General features: G+C 31.9%; 14 protein-coding genes and 1 pseudogene. 12 read left to right on the plus strand and 3 right to left on the minus strand.

What is annotated here, in order from left to right:
• Position 1: 1 nt before the first annotated feature.
• From Q0881_RS16820 to Q0881_RS16840, 5 genes are all read left to right on the plus strand, one after another.
• On the plus strand, positions 2–730 hold the full coding sequence (locus Q0881_RS16820; RefSeq protein ID WP_299162859.1) for a CsgE family curli-type amyloid fiber assembly protein: 729 nt from the start codon (positions 2–4) through the stop codon (positions 728–730).
• Between the two features lie 19 nt (positions 731–749).
• Positions 750–1,157, plus strand: a complete 408-nt coding sequence (locus Q0881_RS16825; protein ID WP_299162861.1) for a curli assembly protein CsgF — start codon at positions 750–752, stop codon at positions 1,155–1,157.
• Positions 1,158–1,163: 6 nt separating this feature from the next.
• Positions 1,164–2,504, plus strand: a complete 1,341-nt coding sequence (locus Q0881_RS16830; RefSeq protein ID WP_299162864.1) for a CsgG/HfaB family protein — start codon at positions 1,164–1,166, stop codon at positions 2,502–2,504.
• A gap of 13 nt (positions 2,505–2,517) precedes the next feature.
• Entirely contained in the window at positions 2,518–4,029 is a 1,512-nt protein-coding gene (locus Q0881_RS16835) for a carboxypeptidase regulatory-like domain-containing protein (protein ID WP_299162865.1), read from the plus strand.
• 107 nt (positions 4,030–4,136) lie between these two features.
• Positions 4,137–5,315 carry an AIR synthase related protein gene (locus tag Q0881_RS16840; protein WP_299162868.1) on the plus strand — a complete coding sequence of 393 codons (1,179 nt, stop codon included), beginning with the start codon at positions 4,137–4,139 and terminating at the stop codon, positions 5,313–5,315.
• Between the two features lie 46 nt (positions 5,316–5,361).
• Here Q0881_RS16840 and Q0881_RS16845 read toward each other — a convergent pair whose 3' ends face one another.
• The gene (locus tag Q0881_RS16845; RefSeq protein ID WP_299162871.1) at positions 5,362–5,949 is read right to left on the minus strand and encodes a hypothetical protein; all 588 of its coding nucleotides are present in this window, start codon (positions 5,947–5,949) and stop codon (positions 5,362–5,364) included.
• A 2-nt stretch (positions 5,950–5,951) separates the two neighbouring features.
• Positions 5,952–6,515: a YceI family protein gene (locus Q0881_RS16850; RefSeq protein WP_299162873.1), complete on the minus strand. Its 564-nt coding sequence runs from the start codon at positions 6,513–6,515 to the stop codon at positions 5,952–5,954.
• A gap of 122 nt (positions 6,516–6,637) precedes the next feature.
• Between Q0881_RS16850 and Q0881_RS16855 the strand changes: the two genes are divergently transcribed.
• Positions 6,638–7,504 (plus strand): winged helix-turn-helix domain-containing protein, encoded by an 867-nt coding sequence (locus Q0881_RS16855; protein WP_299162876.1) that lies wholly within the window; start codon positions 6,638–6,640, stop codon positions 7,502–7,504.
• Here Q0881_RS16855 and Q0881_RS16860 read toward each other — a convergent pair.
• Positions 7,501–7,935, minus strand: coding sequence for a hypothetical protein (locus tag Q0881_RS16860; RefSeq protein ID WP_299162879.1), 435 nt, complete (start codon positions 7,933–7,935; stop codon positions 7,501–7,503). The two genes, Q0881_RS16855 and Q0881_RS16860, sit on opposite strands and share 4 nt — an antisense overlap.
• An 80-nt stretch (positions 7,936–8,015) precedes the next feature.
• Between Q0881_RS16860 and prfA the strand changes: the two genes are divergently transcribed.
• From prfA to Q0881_RS16890, 6 genes and pseudogenes are all read left to right on the plus strand, one after another.
• On the plus strand, positions 8,016–9,092 hold the full coding sequence (gene prfA, locus Q0881_RS16865; RefSeq protein ID WP_299162882.1) for a peptide chain release factor 1: 1,077 nt from the start codon (positions 8,016–8,018) through the stop codon (positions 9,090–9,092).
• A 293-nt stretch (positions 9,093–9,385) separates the two neighbouring features.
• On the plus strand, positions 9,386–9,574 hold the full coding sequence (gene rpsU, locus Q0881_RS16870) for a 30S ribosomal protein S21 (RefSeq protein ID WP_299162885.1): 189 nt from the start codon (positions 9,386–9,388) through the stop codon (positions 9,572–9,574).
• A 105-nt stretch (positions 9,575–9,679) separates the two neighbouring features.
• Positions 9,680–9,940 carry a hypothetical protein gene (locus Q0881_RS16875; RefSeq protein WP_299162888.1) on the plus strand — a complete coding sequence of 87 codons (261 nt, stop codon included), beginning with the start codon at positions 9,680–9,682 and terminating at the stop codon, positions 9,938–9,940.
• Positions 9,941–10,346: 406 nt separating this feature from the next.
• Positions 10,347–13,376 (plus strand): histidine kinase, encoded by a 3,030-nt coding sequence (locus tag Q0881_RS16880; protein WP_299162890.1) that lies wholly within the window; start codon positions 10,347–10,349, stop codon positions 13,374–13,376.
• Positions 13,377–13,387: 11 nt separating this feature from the next.
• Positions 13,388–14,149 carry a LytTR family DNA-binding domain-containing protein gene (locus Q0881_RS16885; RefSeq protein ID WP_299162892.1) on the plus strand — a complete coding sequence of 254 codons (762 nt, stop codon included), beginning with the start codon at positions 13,388–13,390 and terminating at the stop codon, positions 14,147–14,149.
• A 255-nt stretch (positions 14,150–14,404) separates the two neighbouring features.
• Positions 14,405–24,122 (plus strand): annotated as a pseudogene (locus Q0881_RS16890) (hypothetical protein); the annotation flags it as partial.

A 24,122-nucleotide genomic window follows, 5' to 3' on the forward strand; every position in this document is an offset into this window, starting at 1 on the left:
TATGAATATTAGCTTTAAAAAAAATACTGCTTTTTGGGTGTTAGCTGTTTTTTTTGTATCTTTTGTTTGTGGTCAAGAGTTTGATAACTACAAAGTTAAGGGTGGTATTAATTTAATTAAAACAGATGATTTTTTAACATTAAGAGCTCAGGTGTTGAACCTAGAACAATTTTTTATAGATGAGTTGAACTACAATTTTGTAGCATTAAAAAAAGGAGCTTCAGGGAATTATTCAAAAAATAGCCAGTCAAATGATTTTTCACTTAGGCCTAAAGAAGAAAAACAATTATCGGTTATTAAGATAAATGTAAAAAAGAATGAGGAACTTAAAGTGTACTTATTTATAAAACATAAAAATAAGTTAATCCACAGAGATACTTTATTTCTTATTCCAAAAGAGAAAGTGAAAAAGGTAGTAAATGAAGCACAATTTTTAATTAGAGGAATTGTAATAGATGAAGCAATTACCAGAATAGGTAAAGATTATCATGATTTTTTTTATAAAGAGTATTTAGTAACAGGTAAAAATTACCCTTTTATAGTGAAAATAGTAGAAAAACCAGCGCTAGGCCGTAATAGTATGCTGTCAATAGAAGTAGAAGGAAAAAAAATTCACGAGTTTTTTGCAAGACCACAAGAAGATTATTTAAAAACGAATGTTGTAAGAGCGATGAGGAAGCTAAGAGTGTATAATCAAAAGTATAAATCAACTTTTAGTAGAAAAATATAAAATTTAAATAGAAATAGATATGAAACAAAAATTACTACTTTTTTTATTTTTAGTCTCTAGTTTTGTGTATTCGCAAGATTTGGTATACAGACCAATAAGTCCATTTTTTGGAGGGGACACATTTAATTACCAGCAAATTATAGCTTCTGTAACAGCACAAAATGATTTTACAGAAGAAGATGATAGTCAAAGAAATGTACCTACAGACTTAGAAAATTTCACAAATAGTTTAAATAGAAGATTGCTTAGTTCGTTGTCGCAAAGTTTATTTCAACAGCAATTAGGGAATACAAATTTAACAGTGGGTACCTATACTTTTGGAGACTTGGTTGTAGAAATTACACCAGGTACTAATGGCTTGAATGTGAGTATACTTAATGTGACTACAGGAGAGCAAACACAAATTACAATCCCTAACGGTAACTAAATAACTATGAAAAAATGCACAAGTATAATTTACTTGTTAATACTATGCGTATTAACGAGCTGCGGAGCTTATTTTAACCAACCATTTACTCAAACAAAAGCAAGAATAGGAGAAAGTACTTCTCCAGAGGCTTTAGCAAAGAGTTTTTTACCATCAGATAAAATTATTGTAGGAGTTTATAAGTTTCGAGATCAAACGGGACAATATAAACCTGTTCAAAATGGATCAACATTTAGTACAGCAGTAACACAAGGTGGTACAACAATTTTATTAAAATCACTAGAAGAGTCCGGATGGTTTAGACCTATAGAACGAGAGAATATAGGGAATCTACTAAACGAACGTCAAATAATTAGAAATACAAGGCAAGAGTATGCAAATGGAAAAAAAGTAACCATGCCGCCATTACTTTTTGCAGGTACAATAATTGAAGGAGGAGTCGTTTCATATGACTCTAATATTATTACAGGAGGCTCAGGGTTGCGATATTTTGGTGTTGGAGCATCTAATCAATACCGTCAAGATAGAATTACTGTTTATTTAAGGATAGTTTCTACATCAACAGGAGAGATTTTGAAGAATGTATATGTTTCAAAAACAATACTTTCTCAAGGAATATCAGCAAATTTATATCGCTATGTTTCCTTGAGAAGATTATTAGAAGTTGAAACAGGGGTTACAAAAAACGAACCATCTCAGTTGGCTGTAAAAGAAGCCATAGATAAAGCAGTAGATTTATTAATAGTTGAAGGAGTTGTTGATGGAATTTGGCAGCCAAAAGGAGGTCAACCAGCGATAGATTATATAAAGGAAGTATATAGGAAAGAAAAAATAGAAGCGAAAAGCACAAAGCTTTTTAATAGAAAAGAAGAAAATAGAAGAGATAAATTGGCTATAGGAGCTAGTATGGGAATGTCTAGAATTAGTGGCGATTATGCTAGTTCAACATATCAATTTGGTTTCGATTTTAAATTTAAATACACATTTAAAGATCCTAAGTTTAATTTTTGGGGAACAATAGGAAGATTTGAATTAGATAATAAGAGAACTTTTCATGAAGCTTTTATAACATCAGGGCTTAATTTAGAATATACAATTTTACCATATGAAAAATTCACACCATACATCTATGGGGGAATTGGATCTATATCAAGGAAAAACTTAGAACATACTTTTTTTAAATTCCAAGGAGGATTGGGAGTAGAATATTTAATTACAAATAAGGTTGGGATTTTTGTAAATGGAGAATACAACATGCTGCTAAGTGATAATTTAGATAGGCAAATAGTTGGTGAGAAAAACGATTTAGTATGGCGTTTTGGAGCAGGTATTAATGTCTATTTTTAAAAAAGAAATTCAGATGAAAAAAATAATTAAAAAAATAAGCTTGTTGTTACTAATACTCGTTTTTATTCAATGTGGTGAAGATGGAACTGTAGGTTTAATAGAATATGGAGATTTAACGGGGAAAGTTGTTAAAAAGGACGGTTTTATTCCATTAGAAAATGTAAAAATAACATTGTCGCCTACAAATAATACGGTATTTACAGATGCAGAAGGAAATTTTAAATTTGAAAGAGTAGAGGTACAAGAATATTCGGTACAAGCAACAAAAGAAGGGTATTTAGATAAATTTGAAGGTGCTACAGTGAGTGTAGAAGCTGTAGTAAATGTTGTTTTAGAAATGGAGATTTCAACAGCTTTGAATAAACCACCAACAAAACCTGAACTTTTAACACCAAACGATGGGATAGTAGATTTACCAAACGAAGTAGAATTAACATGGGAATCAACAGATCCTGAAGAAGACGAATTAACGTATGTTATTGAAATTAGAAATGATTTTAATAATGATGTAACTAGAATTACAGATATTAAAGAAAAAAAGCATCAATTATCTGATTTGAAATATGGAGCAAAATATTTTTGGAGTGTTGAAGTAACTGATGGTATAAATACAGAAGTTATAAGTAGTATTCGGTCTTTTACAATTAAAAGCGACCCAGGAAATCGATATTTTTATGTGAAGAATGAAGGAGGGAATAATGTTATTTATTCTTCAAGTTTTAACGACGCAAATAATGAAGTTTCAAATACAGTTCAGTTAACAAATTCTAACTTAAATTCATGGAGACCAAGGAGAAATAACATAACAAATTTAATAGCTTTTCTAAGGATAGATAATAATGAGGCACATATCTATACAATGAAAACCAATGGAAATGATATTCAAAAAGTAACATCAACAATTCCAGTAGCAGGTTTTAATTTAAATGAAATGGATTTTTCATGGTCGCCAGATGGAAGTAAATTACTATACTCTAATTTTGGTAAACTATATTCAATAAACAAAGATGGTAGTGGTTTACAAAGTATATATGAAACCACAGATGGGAGTTTAATATCAGAATGTGATTGGAGTAGTGATGGAACAAAAATAGCGATAAAAACCAACAATGCAAACGGATACAATGGAGCTATATTGATAATTGATACGGATGGAAATGTTTTAGATACTGTTATATCAGGTGTTATAGGAGCTATGGGAGGTATAAACTTATCAGCATCGGGAAATAAATTGTTATTTGCTAGAGATATTTCAAATCACCAAGCAACAAACTATAGACAATTAGACACTAGACTATTTATTTACAATTTTACCGATATGAGTTTTATTGATGCATCAAGTAGTGAAAAAGTAAGTGGAACAAATGATTTAGACCCGAGATTTTCTCCAAATGAAGCAGATCTTATTTTTGTAAACACATCTAATGATGGTATTTCGCAAAAAAATATAATGAGAACTAATTTATCAGGAAATATAGAGCGTACAATTGTATTTGCAAATGCTATAATGCCAGATTGGGAATAATACGGTATAACTAACTCAAAATTAAAAAGCGAACGTTAAAAAACGTTCGCTTTTTTCTTGATATGAAATTAAGAAAAACTAAATTTGCACTAACAACAACACAACACATGAGTAACGAAGTATCTAAACGCTACGCACAACGCGGAGTATCGGCATCTAAAGAAGATGTTCACAATGCTATTAAGAATATTGATAAAGGATTATTTCCAAAAGCATTTTGTAAAATTGTTCCAGATTATTTAACTAATGATGATGATTATTGTTTAATTATGCACGCAGATGGTGCAGGAACAAAATCGTCATTAGCTTATATGTACTGGAAAGAAACAGGAGATATATCTGTTTGGAAAGGAATAGCACAAGATGCATTAATTATGAATATTGATGATTTATTGTGTGTAGGAGCTACAGATAATATAATGTTATCGTCAACTATAGGACGTAATAAAAGTAATATTCCTGGAGAAGTATTATCCGCAATTATTAATGGAACAGAGGAGTTAATTGCAGAGTTGAAAGATTTTGGAGTAACAATTCATTCTACAGGTGGTGAAACTGCTGATGTAGGAGATTTAGTTCGTACTATTATTGTAGATTCTACGGTAACAGCACGTATGAAACGCACTGATGTAATTGACAATGCCAATATAAAAGATGGTGATGTAATTGTAGGTTTAGAGTCTTTTGGGCAAGCTACTTATGAAAAAGAATACAATGGAGGGATGGGGTCTAACGGATTAACATCTGCACGTCATGATGTATTTCATAAGTATTTAGCAGATAAATATCCAGAAAGTTTTGATGCTTCTGTACCCACCGATTTAGTTTATTCAGGTAATACAAAATTAACGGATGAAGTTAAAGATTCTTCAATAGATGCAGGTAAGTTAGTATTATCACCAACAAGAACGTATGCACCAATTATAAAAGAAATTTTATCAAAATTTAATTCAGATACTGTTCATGGAATGATTCATTGTTCTGGTGGAGCGCAAACTAAAATATTACATTTTGTAGATAATTTACATATTGTAAAAGATAATATGTTTCCAATTCCACCATTATTTAAATTGATACAAGAACAATCTAAAACAGATTGGAAAGAAATGTATCAAGTTTTTAATTGTGGACACAGAATGGAGCTATATGTTTCTCCAGAAATTGCGGATGAGATTATGACTATTTCTAAATCGTATAATGTAAATGCACAAATAGTTGGTAGAGTTGAAGCGACTGATAAAAAGAAGCTAACAATTAAAAGTGAATACGGAACATTCGAATATTAGAGTGTTTGAAAATAGCGTAAAGCCTCGCAATTTTGCGAGGCTTTTTTTATTGATTATTACATAAATGATTGTAAATTTTTATTTTTTTTAATGTTCTCCAAATAGTATGATTAAAGTTTTTCGGAGAGAATTTAAATAAAATAAAGGTCCGTTGTTTTTTCTTACAATAAGAACTCTCAATTAAAACATTTAGTTTGATTCTTTTGTTGGTGGCAAATCGATCAAATGTTTTTACATATCCTTTAAAATATGTGGTAAGTTTTTCTTTTTTAGTTTTAGTCATTTTTGCGGAAGCATATCGATTATCAGTAGCTGCATTCATATCAACTTTATTTAAGCTGTTAAAATATTTTACTAAAGCTATTTCTAATTCTTTTTCAGGAATTTTCCTATTCACATTAATATTCCAGGCATATGTGTAAGACCAAAAGAAAGGATGCTCTGGTTTTATCCAACTTCTTTTAGGAGGGAATCTAATTTCTCCAACACCGATATAATCCATGTGTCTTGCTGGAAAACGAATTACTTCTTGCCCCCAGGTAGAGTCTAATGCTATTAATTTGAATTCACTTTTTTGCCCAAATGTACTAATCGAGAAAATTATTATTAGTAATAGTAAAATCACTTTTTTCATAACTATAATTTTAAGGTTACTTCAAATCCGATTGCATCAGAAATAGCTCCATCCTTAACTGTACTTTTATAGCTAACATTCCAAGCTCTTCTGTCAATTTTAAAACGAGTTTTTATTTCTTTTTTATCATAATTAAGTTCAGCTTTAAAGTTTATTGGTTTTTTAATTCCTTTTAGAGTTAGGTCAGCTTCTAATCTTGCATGCGTGGGATCTGAATATTTAACTTTAGTAATAACTAGTTTAGCTAAAGGATATTTTTTTACATCAAAAAAATCAGGCTCCTTTAAATGATTAACTAAACTTTTTTTTCCTTTTTTCTTTTTAATATCTGTATTGGAAATGGAATTCATATCAATAACAAATTCTCCACCAGTAATAACCGCACCAGTTTTTATAAAATGACCACTTTTTAATTGTATAAAGCCATCATGTCCGCCAAAATAAAAAGTATATTCACCAATCCATTTAATAGTACTTTTAGAAATATTTATTTTAAGTTTTTCTTGAGAATTACTGGCAGTAGATAAACATGTAAGACAAATAAGTAGGATAATAATTTTTTTCATTTTATATATTTTTAAGTTTTCAGTAAAACTATTTTAGAGGAGGAAAAAAAGTGTCAAAAAAATGTAAAAGAAGTGTCAATAGATGTGAAAAGTCATAAAAATATATGTTATTTACAGCCATTATGAGTAGAAAGAAAGTTTATACATATGTTGTTTTAATAGTTATTCTTTTTTTAGGTTGGATATTTTCTAATGTAAATATAGATGATGAAGATTTCCCTGAACGAGTGAAAGTTTCATTACGTGATGTTGGGAATCAATTATTACTTTCTAATAAAGATTCTACTTCATTAGTATTACCAGTGGTTGAGTTAGGTGAAAATAGATATGAAATTTTATTTCAGAAACAACTGTCTTTTGAGCCTAGTAATTTGGTAACTCTTGTTAAAAATAGTTTTAGGAAAGCTGACTTATCAGATCATTATAGAGTAGAGGTATTACAATGTGTAGATAACCAAGTAGCCTATAGTTATGAAATTAAAAACTCGAAAGGAAAAGATATTATACCTTGTAGAGGCAGAGTTCTACCAATTAATTGCTATACTATTGAAGTAAAGTTTACTAATCTAGCTACTACATTTTTTAATAAGCTATTCTTTTTATTTGGATTGGTATTCCTATTAATGCTTTTTGGGTTGGATTATGTGTTTTCTAAATCTAAAACTGAAGAAAAACCCGTTAAAAAAGCAAATGATGCTACAATTATTGGGAGTTTTCAATTTTACCCAGAGCAAAATAAATTAGTAAAACAAGCTATAGAAATCAATTTATCTAAAAAAGAATGTGAGCTCTTGAGCATTTTTGTTGATAGCCCAAATCAGATTATAAAAAGGGATGAGTTAATGAAAAAAGTTTGGGAAGATAATGGTGTTTTTGTAGGTAGGAGTTTAGATACTTATATTTCTAAGTTGCGTAAAAAATTAAAAGAGGATACTTCAATTAAAATAACTAATATACATGGAGTTGGGTATAAGTTAGAGATAGGTTAATGTTTTATTTTATTAAACACAAAATCTATAGAGAATTTATCATTAGAAATTTTACATTTTAACTGTTTGTTTTCTTTATAATAATAAATCTTTTTAGGAAATTCATTCTGTTCATTCTCACAAACAAAAGAAGAGTCAGTTTGTTTTGTAAATTTGAATAATGTAGGAGTATCATTTACTCCTTCAATTTTTAAATGCAAAGTATCTTCAATTGTTACAATACTCATGGTTTCTTTAAAAATAGTATCCGATTCTTTTAAGGTAAAACCAATTCCTGTTAAATCTTTGTTCCAAAAATCAAAAGTACTTTTATCAGGTTTTTCATTAATGCGCTCCCATTTACCAAATAGCCAATTTGGTTTATTGTTTTTCTTCTTTGTTTGACAAGAAAAAAATAGAATACAAGTAAGTATGAATAGGTAATAGCGCATAATGCTGGTCTTAAATGAGTTAAAGATATGGATTAAATTCGATAAAAAAGCGTAAATTCGCGAACCAGAAAAGCTAGAAGATGTTAGATAAAATAAGAATTATAAAGCAACGTTATGATGAGGTTTCGGATTTAATTATCCAACCAGACGTTATAATGGATCAAAAACGTTACGCTAAGTTAAGTAAAGAATATAAAGATTTAGGTAAAGTTGTAAAGAAGGGTAATGAATATAAAAGCCTAACGGATTCAATAGAAGAAGCTAAAGAAATTATAGCAGACGGAAGTGATGTGGAAATGATGGAAATGGCTAAAATGGAAATGGATGAAGCTAAAAAGCGTATTCCGATTTTAGAAAGTGAAATTAAATTCATGTTAATTCCTAAAGATCCAGAAGATGCTAAGAATGCTGTAGTTGAACTTAGAGCAGGTGCTGGTGGTGATGAAGCAAGTATTTTTGCAGGTGAATTATTTAGAATGTATACTAAATATTGTGAAAGTAAAGGTTGGAAAGTTTCTACGGTAGATTACTCTGAAGGTACCAATGGCGGATTTAAGGAAATTCAATTTGAAGTTTCAGGAGAAGACGTATATGGAACTTTAAAATTTGAGGCAGGAGTACACCGTGTACAACGTGTACCACAAACTGAAACGCAAGGACGTGTGCATACATCGGCAGCTACTTGTATGGTTTTTCCAGAAGCAGAAGAGTTTGATGTAGAGATAAACCCGAAAGATGTACGTATCGATTTTTTCTGTTCTTCAGGTCCTGGAGGTCAGTCAGTAAATACAACCTATTCGGCAGTGCGTTTAACACATATTCCTACTGGCTTAGTAGCGCAATGTCAAGATCAGAAATCACAGCATAAAAATAAAGAAAAAGCCTTTAAAGTATTACGTTCTCGTTTATACGAGATGGAGTTAGCTAAGAAAAATGCTGAAGATGCTTTAAAAAGAGGAACAATGGTTACTTCTGGAGATAGATCTGCAAAGATTAGAACTTATAACTTCCCACAAGGTCGTATGACTGATCATAGAATCGGATTAACCTTATATGATTTATCAAACATTATAAATGGTGATATTCAGAAAATTATTGATGAATTAATGATGGCAGAAAATACTTCTAAATTAAAAGAATTAGGAGAAACTATATAATAAAAAAGCCCAATCATTGATTGGGCTTTTTTATTATATAGAATCCTTGTAAAACAAGTAAATAAGCAGTAACTTCGTGCGATATTAATATTCTATCCATAAAAGGAGAAAATCTACACATCTTAAACACTATATTTTCAGTTATTTATAGTTTTCAGTTGCTTTAGTTAAGCATTTTTAATAGAATTTTTAATTTAAAGAATAAATCATTATGCCAATGGTCTTATAATATAAATAAGAAGGTTGAGGTATTTATGGTTAAAAACAATCAACCAGTAATAAAAGTCTTATATATGTTAAGAATTATAGTAAAAGAAGGTGAAAATATTGATAGAGCCTTAAAGCGTTACAAACGTAAGTTTAGAAATGTAAAAGTTCTACAAGAATTAAGAGAGCGTAAGCAATTTACAAAGCCTTCAGTAGAAAGAAGAGCATTGATAAAAAAAGCAGCGTACAAAGAACAATTATTCAAACAAGAATAATAAAATAAAAAAAAGCAATTAGTTTACTAGTTGCTTTTTTATTTTAAGCATATGTTATAGCCTTATTATTAGTAAGTTTTATTAAGTATTCCTTAGTTTTGTTGTATGCAGAATTTCATTGATTTTATTAAACAACACATTTTTATTTCTGAGGGAATTGAAGAAGCAATAAAGAAAGTTGCCGTAGAAAAAGAATATTTAAAAAATGGTTTTTTAGTTGAAGAGGGTAAAACGTGTAGGTATTTATACTTTTTAACAGAAGGAACTGTACGAGCTTACTTGTATTTAAAAGGAAAGGATATAACACATTGGGTGTACCCAGAGAATTCTATTATTTACTTATGTTTTAAGAATATATTGAAATAACCAAACAATCACTACAAAGTTTTTTCATAATTTTCTTTTCAAACAAATAATTACCATTACTTTTTCTTTTTTGCTTTATAACGGGCTCTCCATTTTTTGTTCATAAGTTCAACTAATGTATTGTTTATTTAATGTAGGTTTTTACTCATTTATGTTTCTGTAGGAGAAAATTATTTTTTGCATAAATTCAAATACGATCTCAGTCAACTAATTTTGAAAAGCTTATTAGAAATTTAGATAAGATTAATATTTAAGTAAGGTGAATAGTTAAAATAGAATGGCAGGTAAAAATAGTTGTTAAAAATAAAAAAGTTTCCTTATCTTAGGAAAGCTTTTTGGGGGAGCTATGAAACAATATTTTATTTTTAATATAGTACTACTATTTTTTATACTTTCTAGTATAGAAGTGAATTCCCAATCTTATAAATTAAAAAAAATACCGATAAATAATGGACTAGATTCTAAGTTAAGAAGTAAAGTACCATATATAGATAGTGATGGCTTTTTGTGGTACATTATACGTGGAGGAATTGTTAAAGAGTACGGGGTAACACGAATAGTTTATCCGATGAGGTCGCCCAATGATTCTAATTATAATAGCTCTGTAATCTACAAAACAAAGAACAATCAATTATGGGTTGCTACCAATATAGGAGCCTATTGTTTGGATTTAAAAACAGGAAAATCTTTTTGGGTACAGCGTTTAAAAAAGGAAAATAATAATTTTATAGAGTTTTCATCTTTTATAGAAGGTTCAGATGGAACTATTTGGATGGGAACAAGAAGCAACAAATTATTTTCATATTCTTTAGGAGGAGTAATCACTTCGTTTGCTATAGATGATTCATTTTATAATGTAACAGAATCATTTTATAATGGAATAGTAATTAAAGAAGAGTTGGCAAATGGTTCTTTGCTATTATTTAAAGGAAATAAATGGTTTCAGTTTAAAGATTTTAAATTTAAGTTATTAATAGATTTTAGCCCATTTTATCGCCCATTTTATGGAGACTATTTTATAAGTTTTTCTCCAAATAAAAGTCAATTTAAAGAAGGGGTTTCAGGGAGTTATAAATTTTTAGATAAAACATATCATTATTTTTATGTAAAAGAAATTAATAAACTCATTACTTCTGTACCCTATAATCGAGAAACAATCTTATCAGGGAAAAATAAAAAAAACACTGAAGAATTATTTAAAACGGTTGCTATTAATGAGCATAAAATAATTTTCTCTAGTTTTAAATTAAAAAATAACAAAATAGAATATGAAAAATTAAATGAAGTAGATACAGGCTCTCGAATACGGGATCTAGGACTAGATAATGAAGGGAAAATACTAATACAAAATGAAGATAGGTTTCATCTAACTAAACAATTAGAAGCTCAGTTTGAAACTTTTCTGAATAATAAAGAAGAATATGGGGTGAAAACTACAATTAGTTGTAGATCTATTATAGAACAATCAGATGGTAGTATTATTGTTTTTAGTGTAGGTAATGGATTTTTTAAATTATCCCCAAAAGCAGATAAGTTTAAACAATTATCAGTAGCTAAAGAGCTTAATAATTATATCTATGGTGTTCATAAGCAAAACGATAGTATTCTTTGGGGCTATGGCTATGGGAAACATTTATTTAAAATTAATTTAAATACAAAAAAAGTAACATCATTTTTTTCTAAAATACCAGGACCTATAGAACATTCAACTTATGATATTGAGCAAATAAGTGATGATAAATTAATTGTAGGGGGAAGTTTTGGATTGGAAGAATTTAATTTAAAAACAAAACAATTTAGAGATCTTTCTAAAATAGGGCCCTATAATATTAGAAATAAAACGGTGGGTGAAATTTATTTTGATAAAGAAAAAAATACACTCTGGATTGGAATGTTAAAAAATGGAGGTTTATATAAAAAGAACCTTTCTCAGGATAGTGTTATACATTTTAGTTCAAAAAATAAAGAATACCCTTTGGTAAACGACAATGTTCGATATATTTATAAAAGCGAACAAAATTCTATTTGGATAGGAACAGAAAACGGCTTGCAAAATATTCATCAAGATAATTCTACAAGTTTAAAAAATAAAATAAAAATTACAGAAGAAAACATTACTGGAATTTATGAAAAGGGAAATAATGTTTGGTATGCAACTTATAATGGATTGAAAAAACTAAATAAAACAACCAAAAAGATAGAAAGTTTTTATAAGTATGATGGATTACCAGATAATGAGTTTAATTATAAATCGGTTTTTGAAGATAGCAAAGGCAACATTTATTTTGGAGGGATTAACGGATTATTACGGTTTAACCCATATAGTAAAATAGCAAAAACGAAGCCAAGTAAAATATTTTTAGCAGAAATTAAAAAATTCGACGAACAGAGTACTACAAATAAAAGTTTTGTTTATAATGTAGCTGCAATAAAAAGCTTTGACATTCCATATAATCGTAATTACCTTACATTAAAGTTCGGAATAAATGATTTGTTTAATTACGATAACAATGTTTACTTCTATAGAATTAAAAAAATAAATAAAGAATGGATAGCATTAGGTAATAATGGTACAATTCAATTAAATGGAATAGCGCCAAATACATATACACTTGAGGTAAAAGGAAGAACACCTAATGGTATAGAAACAAATATCCTAAGTTATAAAGTATATATCGAACAAGTTTTTTATAAAACATGGTGGTTTTTAACAATAATTATAATTTTAATTATTTTAAGTTTTCTACGCATAAGTTTTTATAAAATAAAGCAAATAAAAAAGAAGGAAAGCCAAAAAGTTAAACTCTTAAATTTAGAAGCGAAGGCACTTAGAGCTCAAATGAATTCTCATTTTATTTTTAATATATTAAACAGTCTTCAAAATCTTATAATTATTAATGATGAAAGAGAAGTAAATAGGGTTTTCTCAGAGTTTTCAAAATTAATACGCTACACATTAAATATGAGTAGAACAGAGTTTATCCCTTTTGAAAAAGAAGTAGAATATATAAAGTCGTATATTTCTATGGAAAAGTTTAGATTAAATAATAATCTTGATTTCAAGTTAAGTATTGAAGAAAACATAGGCGATAAACAAATTAAAATACCCTGCATGCTTTTTCAGCCAATTATAGAGAATGCAATTGTACATGGTTTAAAACCAAAAAGAAATAATAGAAAATTAGAAATAGTATTTAGCTGTACAGAAAATTCTTTGATAGGAATAGTTAAGGATAATGGAATTGGAAGAGAAGCATCAAGTAAGAACAATCAAAGAAAATATAATTCTGTTGGAACACATATTTTAAAAGAACGAATAGAAACATTAAACTATCAGAAAAAAAACAAGATTTTAATTAAGTTTATTGATTTAAAAGACAAAGGTAAAGGGGTTGGAAGTGTTGTGGAACTAATTATACCAACAACGCATTCGTAAAATAATAATAGATGGAAAAAATTAGCGCAGTTGTAATAGATGATGAGATAAATAGTGTAAAACTATTAATTCGTTTTATCAAAAAATATTGTCCAGAGGTAGAAGTTATAGGAGAAGCTTATACTAAAAAAGATGCAATTAGTTTAATTAATACAAAGCAACCTAATATTTTATTTTTAGACGTAAGATTAGATGTTGGATTAAGTTTTGATCTCTTAAATGAATTAACATATAAAAACGCAAAAATTATTTTCGTAACAGCTTATGATGAATATGCAGTTAAAGCCTTTAAATATAATGCCATTGATTATATTTTAAAACCAATAAATATAGATGAATTAGTAGTTGCAGTTGAAAATGCTATAGAAGATATAAAGAAAGATATTTATACTAGTGATGAGCAATTAAATAGAACTCATGATTCAATACTAGATACTAAGTATGAGTTTAATTTTATAGCCATACCAACAATTAAAAGAATAGATTTTGTTAGTATTAAAGATATCATTTATTTAAAGTCAGATGGAAGATATACATTTTTACATCTAATAAATGATAAAAATATAATAGCAACTAGAAATTTAGGAGAGTATGAAAGTACACTCAATCCTTCCGTTTTTTTTAGAATACATAAAAGTTACTTAGCAAATTTAAACTTTGTAACGAGTATTTTTAAAGGAGATGGTTTTTATTGTGAAATGAAAAATGGAGAGCAAATCCCTGTCGCTAGAAGAAGGGTAGAATTTTTACTTGATTTAGTAAATTCTAAGTAGTAAGCATTTTTATTTTATCAATACTCTTACCTTAAAAACGTAAAAACATACCGTTTATTACATATGTCTGCCGCTGGTTACTTACGGGCGAGTATACACATATAACTTATCTAATTTTGATTAGTATTAACCAGTATTAAGCAAAAAACAGTCAATTTTTTCTTGCTTGGAATAGAGCATCTGCTTGTTTTATTTAAGGAAAAATAGGGGGGTTTAATACTAAATAAAGAAAATTAATTTTTTAAAAGTAAGTTTATGAAACAACAATACAGTTACATTATAGGAATGTTCCTAATGTTTCTTGTTCAAGAATCCTTTAGTCAATCACCCGGAGGGGTTGAAACATCATTAGTGAACGGAGTTTCCTATGAGTTATATTCAGGGTTTGATGATACACCAGAAGATGGTATAACAGGAACATTATTGAGCACAGGTTATATTAATAGCCTTGATAATGCACAGACAAGTTTTACAAGTGAAATTGGAAGTAATTTTTCATTAGTGTTAAAAACGAAATTAAATGTTATTACTTCAGGAGATTATGTATTTCGGTTTAATAATTTAAATGACGATGCAGTTCTATTAATTAATGGAGCAGAATACTTGGTAGGAAACTGTTGTGGTGCTGTAGCAGGAGGGCTCGTTAATTTAACTGCAGGATCTCATGATATAGAAGTGAGATTTAGTTCTAATGGAGGCTCTATGCTTGATTTAGAATGGGCGCCTCCAGGAGGATTGCCAACCGATTTTGTAGAAATTCCAGATAATCAACTTTTTATAGACGTTCATATAGGATCTTGGCATAAGGCAAATGCAGGTGTTGTAGGGTCAGATGGAGCGACTCCAAGTGCTTGGAATGATCAAACATCAAATCAAAATAATTTAGTGCCAGGAGGGGCTCCATTATATTATGCAACTACAGCAGATAAATTAATGAACTTTAATGCAACTGTTAAGTTTGGAAATGGTAATATGAAAGTGCCAGATCATGCTAATGACTTAGCATATGGTAAGCAATCAAGAACTACGTTTGTAGTATCTACAAAAGGGCTTACTTCTCGAAACGTAATGACGGGGTATGGGTTAGCAGCCACGAATTCTAGTTTTAATGTAAGAGATGCAAATCAAGATTTAGGGATTAGTTTTGGTGGAGGTATTTATCACGATAATAATACCGATGATTTATATGAATTAGAAGGAAGTTATATTACAAGAGCGCAATATGTAAATTCAAATATATTGACTTCCGATAATGTTTTTGGAAGTGTAAATTCAAAATCAGATATAATCAGTACAGTAACCAATGCCGCTACAAGGTTAAGTGGAGGGAGTGATTTTACAATAGGAATAGCACCAGATTATACTTCAATTGATAATTTTTCAGGAAGTATTGCAGAAGTTATAAATTATCCATGGCAATTAAATGCTACAGAAATTAATAAAGTAGAATCGTATTTAGCAATAAAGTATGGTGTTAGTTTAGATCAAACAGTTCCAACAAATTATATTCTTAGTGATAATACAGTGGTTTGGAATGCAGCAACAAATGCAGGCTATACAAATGATATATTTGGAATCGGTAGGGATGATAATTCAGGGCTAAATCAAAAAGTGTCAAAGTCTACACAGATAGATGGAGATGTATTAACGATAGCGTTAACTAAAGATTTTACAGAATCAAATAATAGTCCTATAAGAACAACAAATCATATTAATGACAAGCAGTTTTTAATATTGAGTAATAATCATGCTTCTTTAGGTTCTAAAGTAACAGAATTAGGAGCATCATATACCGAAAGAGTTGGAAGAGAATGGAAAATTAGTAACACTAATTTTTCACAAACAATTAATTTAAAAATTAATAAAAACAAGCTTCCTTTTCCCACTTCATGGCGATATTATTTATTAATGGATGCTGATGGAGATTTTTCATCTGGAGCTACAGAGTTAGGAGAATTTGATGTTAATGGAGAACTTTCAGGAGTTGCTTTAACAGATGGTAATTATATAACTATAGCAGCATACATGCCAGGGCCGGGAGGTGTTCTTTCGGGAGTTAATGTAAATGGAGTTACTTATGAATTATACTCAGGGTTTGATGATACTCCAGAAGATGGTATAACAGGAACATTATTGAGTACAGGTTATATTAATAACCTTGATAATGCGCAGACAAGTTTTACAAGTGAAATTGGAAGTAATTTTTCATTAATACTAAAAACTAGAGTAAATGTTATTACTCCAGGGGATTATACCTTTCAGTTTAATAATTTAAATGACGATGCGGTTCTACTAATTGATGGAGCAGAATACTTGGTAGGAAACTGTTGTGGTGCTGTAGCAGGAGGGCTCGTTAATTTAACTGCAGGATCTCATGATATAGAAGTGAGATTTAGTTCTAATGGAGGCTCTATGCTTGATTTAGAATGGGCGCTTCCAGGAGGATTGCCAACCGATTTTGTAGAAATTCCAGATGATCAACTTTTTATAGATGCTCATATAGGATCTTGGCATAAGGCAAATTCAGGTGTTGTAGGATCAGAAGGTGCTGTTCCAAGTGCGTGGAATGATCAAACATCAAATCAAAATAATTTAGTGCCAGGAGGGGCTCCATTATATTATGCAACTACAGCAGATAAATTAATGAACTTTAATGCAACTGTTAAGTTTGGAAATGGTAATATGAAAGTGCCAGATCATGCTAATGACTTAGCATATGATGCTCACTCAAGAACTACGTTTGTAGTATCTACAAAAGGGCTTACTTCTCGAAACGTAATGACGGGGTATGGGTTAGCAGCCACGAATTCTAATTTTAATGTAAGAGATCAAAATCAAGATTTAGGGATTGATTTTGGTGGGGGTAATTATTACGCTAATGATACCGGTGATTTATATGAATTAGAAGGAAGTTATATTACAAGAGCGCAATATGTAAATTCAAATATATTGACTTCCGATAATGTTTTTGGAAGTGTAAATTCAAAATCAGACATAATCAGTACAGTAACCAATGCTGCTACAAGGTTAAGTGGAGGGAGTGATTTTACAATAGGAATAGCACCAGATTATGGTGCAACTGATAATTTTTCAGGAAGTATTGCAGAGGTTATCAATTTTCCATGGCAATTAAATGCTGTAGAAATTAATAAAGTAGAATCGTATTTAGCAGTAAAATATGGTATTACTTTAAATCAAAAAGTTGCAACAAACTATGTAATGAGCGACGGTACTGTAATATGGGATGCCGCAGCAAATGCAGGATATACAAATGATGTTTTTGGTATTGGTAAAGATGACGATTCGAGATTAAACCAAAAAGTGTCGAAATCTATAGGACAAAACTCTTTTTTAATAGTATCTATAGATAATAATTTTACAGCACCAAATGACGATGCCACAAGAACAATAGATCATGCTAATGACAAGCAGTTTTTAATGTTGAGTGATAATGGTGAAACGACAACTGTAGATGAGATAACAGAAGTTCCAACAGCAGGTCCGAATTTTTATAATACAAGAATGAAACGTGAGTGGAGAGCTTCATTAACTAATTTTTCTCAAATAGTAAATATAAAGGCAGAAGGTTATGGTTCTAATGGAAATATTAAGTATTATTTAATGAAAGATACTGATGGAGATTTTTCATCAGGAGCTACAGAATTAGGAGTATTAGATGCTGATGGGGCAATTACAAATGTATCTATTACAAATGGAGATTATTTAACAATAGTTGCTTATAAACCATCGCCAGGAGGTGTGGTAGAGGGGATTCAATTTTGGTTAACTGCAGATTATGGAACAAATGCAACAGCTTCAGGAATTGATAATATTACCCAGTGGAATTCTATACAAGGTAATCGTACTTTAGAAATTAATCCAGGTAAAGGTAATCCAGGATATTCAGACCTTTCTCAGAACTTTAATCCAGCATTAGTATTCGATGGTACAGATGGATTACGAGGATTTCCAACCACAGGATTAGTAACAGGAAATAACTCCAGAACAGTCTTTGCTGTAGCAAATTCTGATAATAATGCAGGTTGGAGATATATAGGTGGCTTTGGAGTATACAACAACAGTGCAGGTAATGGGTTTGATTTAGGAAAGCAACAAAATACTAATGGGGCTATATTAGCATCTCATAATGGAGGCGCTTCTTTAGTTAGGCAAGACTATTGGGATGATGCATTATCAACTATAGCAAAAGTAGGAGTGTCAACTACCGAAATTTCAATGTCTTCTAATGGTGATGTATCTGGAACAGTTTCAAAAACAGGATTAAATACTGCTTTAGGTTCTTACTTTACAATAGGTCAGAATTCTTTAGGAAATTCATCTTATGCAAATAAAGAGCATTGGTCTGGAAATATAGCAGAAGTTGTTTACTATGATAGAGAATTAACTATTAATGAATCAGCAAGGGTAAATTCATATTTTGCTTTGAAATATGGAATTACATTAGATCAAACAACTGCACAAAATTACTTAAATAGTGAATCTACTGTTGTTTGGGATGCAGCAGCAAATGGGGATTATAAAAAGGATATTTTTGGTATTGCTGGAGATAGAGCTTCTACATTAAATCAAAGAGTTTCGAAGAGTGTTAATTTGGGAGTTATTTTAACACTTGCATTAGATGCTAATTTTACAGTATCTAATATTAATGCACTAAGAACAACAACTCATACTAATGATAAACAATATTTAGTATTATCAAATAACGGTGGGGCAATATCTACACAAACAACGGAGATGAACCCTATAAAGTATACAAACCGTATAGGAAGAGAGTGGAGAGTAAGTGCTACGAATTTTACGCAAAAAGTAAATTTTAAATTTGATGGATTCGATGATAATTATTTTTTAATATCTGATGATGATGGAGATTTTTCTACAGGGACAACTATATTAGGGCAGTTAAATGCAAGTGGAGAACTTACAGATGTTAATTTAAATGATGGAACTTATTTAACATTAGCAATACTTGTAACAACTGATACTGATAACGATACGGTGTATGATGCGCTTGATATAGATGATGATAATGATGGGATTTTAGATACCGTGGAAACTGCAGGGAATGATCCTTTGTCAGACGGAGATAAAGATGGAGTTCCATTGTATTTAGATGACAACGATGCAGATAATACAATAGGCGATGTTAACGGTATTGTAGAAGCAGCGTATGATGCTGATAAAGATAATATTCCAAATCATTTAGATCCAAATTCAGATAATAACGGTTGTAATGACGCCTTAGAGTCTGGAGGAGTAGATTCAGATAATAATGGATACGTAGATGGAGATGGAGTTAATAATTTAGGACAGGTTACTACAGGAGGAGTTATAGAGAGTACAAACTATAATGGACTTACAGGAAACGAATATAATGCCGCTACAATTGAAATAGCAGCACAGCCAGTAAATCAAAAGGTATGTATAGGAGAGAATGTAACACTTACAATAGATGCAGTTTCTAAAGTAACAACAAACTATACAGGTACAGCACCAGCAACAGTTCCAGATTTTTCTACAGGAACCTCTAGTACTCTAGGGTTGGTTTACCAATGGGAAGAACAAGTAGGAGGTTCAGGACCATGGAGTGCAATAACAGATGGAGGAATCTATAGCGGGGCAACATCAACATCTTTAACCTTAACAAATCCATCACAGTTAGTATCAACAAATAAATATAGAGTACTATTAACAAGTACTAAAAATATTTGTACAACGGTTATATCTAATGAAGCACTATTTATTATAGATTCAGATAATACCGCAGGAGCAGCGTCAAGCAATCCTAGTTTATGTATAAATACGGTACTTACCAATATTACACATACAACTACAGGAGCTACAGGAATAGGAACAGCCATAAACTTACCAGCAGGAGTAACTGCAGCATGGGCAAGTGATGTGATTACCATTAGTGGAACGCCTACAGTAGCTGGAACTTTTAATTATGAAATTCCATTAACAGGAGGCTGTGGAACGGTAAGTGCAAAGGGTACAATTACGGTGACTCCAGATAATACCGTAGCAGCAGCATCAAGCACGCCAACGTTATGTATGAGTACAGTGCTTACCGACATTACTCATGTAACTACGGGCGCTACAGGAATTGGTACAGCAACAGGCTTACCTGCAGGAATAACTGCAGTATGGGCAAGTGATGTGATTACTATTAGTGGAACGCCAACAGCAAGTGGAATTTTTAATTATGAAATACCATTAATAGGAGGTTGTGAAACGGTTAACGCAACAGGAACAATTACAGTAACACCAAATAGTACAGTAAGTGTAGCTTCAAGCAGTCCTGGTTTATGTGTTAATACGTTAATGACAGACGTTACACATACAACCACAGGAGTTACAGGAATAGGAAGCGCAACAGGTTTACCAGCAGGAGTAACTGCAGCATGGGCAGGTGATGTAATCACGATAAGTGGAACACCAACGGCTAGTGGTGTATTTAATTATGATATTCCATTAACAGGTGTAAGTTGTGGAAATGTAAGTGCAACAGGAACCATAACAGTTGTAGTAAGTAATACAGTAAGCGCAGCTTCAAGCAGCCCAAGTTCATGTGTAAATACGTTAATGATAGATGTTACGCATACAACAACAGGAGCAACTGGAATAGGAACCGCAACAGGTTTACCAGCAGGGGTAACAGCAGCATGGGCAGGTGATGTAATCACGATAAGTGGAACACCAACAGCTAGTGGAACCTTTAATTATGATATTCCATTAACAGGAGGCTGTGGAAGCGAATCAGCAACCGGAACAATAGATGTAATTACAAGTGGAAATACGGTAAGTACAGCTTCAAGTACACCTAGTTTATGTATAGGAAGTGTTGTAAGAGATATTACACATACCACCACAGGAGGAACTGGGATTGGAGTAGCAACAGGCTTACCAGCAGGAATAACTGCAGTATGGGCAAATAATGAGATTACAATTAGTGGAACACCTACAGTGAGTGGAGTTTTCAATTACAGTATTCCATTAACAGGAGGCTGTGGAAGTGTAACAGCAACAGGAACCATTACGGTAATACCAGATAATACAGTAAGTGCAGCCTCAAGCAGCCCAAGTTCATGTGTTAATACATTAATAACAGCGATTACGCATAGTACTACAGGAGCTACAGGAGTAGGAGTAGCTACAGGTTTACCAGCCGGAGTAACTGCAGCATGGGCAAATGATGTGATTACTATAAGTGGTAGTCCAACAGCATCAGGAACTTTTAACTACGACATTCCATTAACAGGAGGTTGTGGAAGTGTAACAGCAACAGGAACAATTACGGTAACACCAAGTAATACCGCAAGTGTTGCGTCGAGTACACCTAGTTTATGTATCAATGGAGCTATGGCAAACATAACACATACAACAACAGGAGCTACAGGAATAGGAACTGCAACAGGTTTGCCAGCAGGGGTAACAGCTTCATTTTCAAGTGATGTGATTACGATAAGTGGAACACCAACAGCTAGTGGAGTGTTTAATTATAATATTCCATTAACAGGAGGATGTGGAAGTGAATCAGCTTCAGGAACAATTACAGTTATAATAAGTAATACGGTAAGTGCAGCTTCAAGCAGTCCTAGTTCATGTGTAAATACATTAATAACAAACATTACACATAGTACAGTAGGAGCCACAGGAATAGGAACCGCAATAAACTTACCAGCAGGGGTAACAGCAGTATGGGCAAGTGATGTGATTACCATTAGTGGAACGCCTACAGTAGCTGGAACTTTTAATTATGAAATTCCATTAACAGGAGGTTGTGGAGCTGAAAAAGCAACAGGAACCATTACGGTACTACCAGATAATACAGTAAGTGCAGCCTCAAGCAGCCCAAGTTCATGTGTTAATACATTAATAACAGCGATTACGCATAGTACTACAGGAGCTACAGGAGTAGGAGTAGCTACAGGTTTACCAGCCGGAGTAACTGCAGCATGGGCAAATGATGTGATTACGATAAGTGGAACACCAACAGTAAGTGGAGTATATAATTATGATATTCCGTTAACAGGAGGTTGTGGAAGTGTAAGTGCAGTAGGAACGATTACAGTAACGCCAGATAATACGGTAACAGTAGGATCAAGTACGCCTAGTTTATGTGTAAATACACTAATGACAGACATAACGCATGCAACAACAGGAGCTACAGGAATAGGAACTGCAACAGGTTTACCAGCAGGAGTAACAGCTTCATTTGCAAGTGATGTGATTACGATAAGTGGAACACCAACAGTAAATGGAAACTTTACTTATAGTATTCCATTAACAGGAGGTTGTGGAAACGAAACTGCAACAGGAACAATTACGGTTGTAGTAAGCAATACAGCAAGTGTAGCCTCTAGCAGTCCTAGTTTATGTGTAAATACACTGATGGGAGACATTACACATACTACAGCAGGAGCTACAGGAATTGGTATAGCAACAGGCTTACCAGCCGGAGTAACTGCAGCATGGGCAAGTGATGTGATTACCATTAGTGGAACACCAACAGGAACAGGAACTTTTAATTATGAAATTCCATTAACAGGAGGATGTGGAACTGAAAAAGCAACAGGAACAATACATGTAGATACAGGTGGAAATACGGTAAGTGGACCATCAACAATTCTTAGTTTATGTACCAATGGAGCTATGACAGACATTACACATACAACTAGTGGAGGAACAGGAATCGGAATTGCAACAGGTTTACCTGCAGGAGTAACTGCAGCATGGGCAAATGATGTGATTACCATAAGTGGAACACCAACAGTAAGTGGAGTATATAATTATGATATTCCGTTAACAGGAGGTTGTGGAAGTGTAAGTGCATTAGGAACGATTACAGTAACGCCAGATAATACGGTAGCAGCAGGATCAAGTACGCCTAGTTTATGTGTAAATACACTAATGACAGACATAACGCATGCAACAACAGGAGCAACGGGTATAGGAACTGCAACAGGTTTACCAGCAGGAGTAACAGCTTCATTTGCAAGTAATATGATTACGATAAGTGGAACACCAACAGTAAGTGGAAACTTTGCTTATAGTATTCCATTAACAGGAGGTTGTGGAAACGAAACTGCAACAGGAACAATTACGGTTGTAGTAAGTAATACAGCAAGTGTAGCCTCTAGCAGTCCTACTTTATGTGTAAGTACACTGATGGGAGACATTACACATACTACAGCAGGAGCTACAGGAATTGGTATAGCAACAGGTTTACCAGCCGGAGTAACTGCAGCATGGGCAAGTGATGTAATTACCATTAGTGGAACACCAACAGGAACAGGAACTTTTAATTATGAAATTCCATTAACAGGAGGATGTGGAACTGAAAAAGCAACAGGAACAATACATGTAGATACAGGTGGAAATACGGTAAGTGGACCATCAACAATTCTTAGTTTATGTACCAATGGAGCTATGACAGACATTACACATACAACTAGTGGAGGAACAGGAATCGGAACTGCAACAGGTTTACCAGCAGGAGTAACAGCTACATGGTTAAATAATGTAATTACCATAAGTGGAACACCAACAGCTAGTGGAGTATATAATTACGATATCCCATTAACAGGAGGTTGTGGAAGTGTAAGTGCAGTAGGAACGATTACAGTAACGCCAGATAATACGGTAGCAGCAGGATCAAGTACGCCTAGTTTATGTGTAAATACACTAATGACAGACATAACACATGCAACAACAGGAGCAACTGCAATAGGAACCGCAACAGGTTTACCAGCAGGAGTAACAGCTACATGGTTAAATAATGTAATTACCATAAGTGGAACACCAACAGTTAGTGGCGTTTTTAATTATGAAATTTCATTAAACGGAGGTTGTGGAAGCGAAAAAGCAACAGGAACCATAACAGTAACGTCAGATACTACAGCGAGTGTTGGGTCAAGTAGTCCAACAGTATGTGCAAATAGTAGTATAACAG

This window comes from uncultured Tenacibaculum sp., assembly GCF_947494125.1.
In the GTDB taxonomy this organism is placed as follows: Bacteria; Bacteroidota; Bacteroidia; order Flavobacteriales; family Flavobacteriaceae; genus Polaribacter.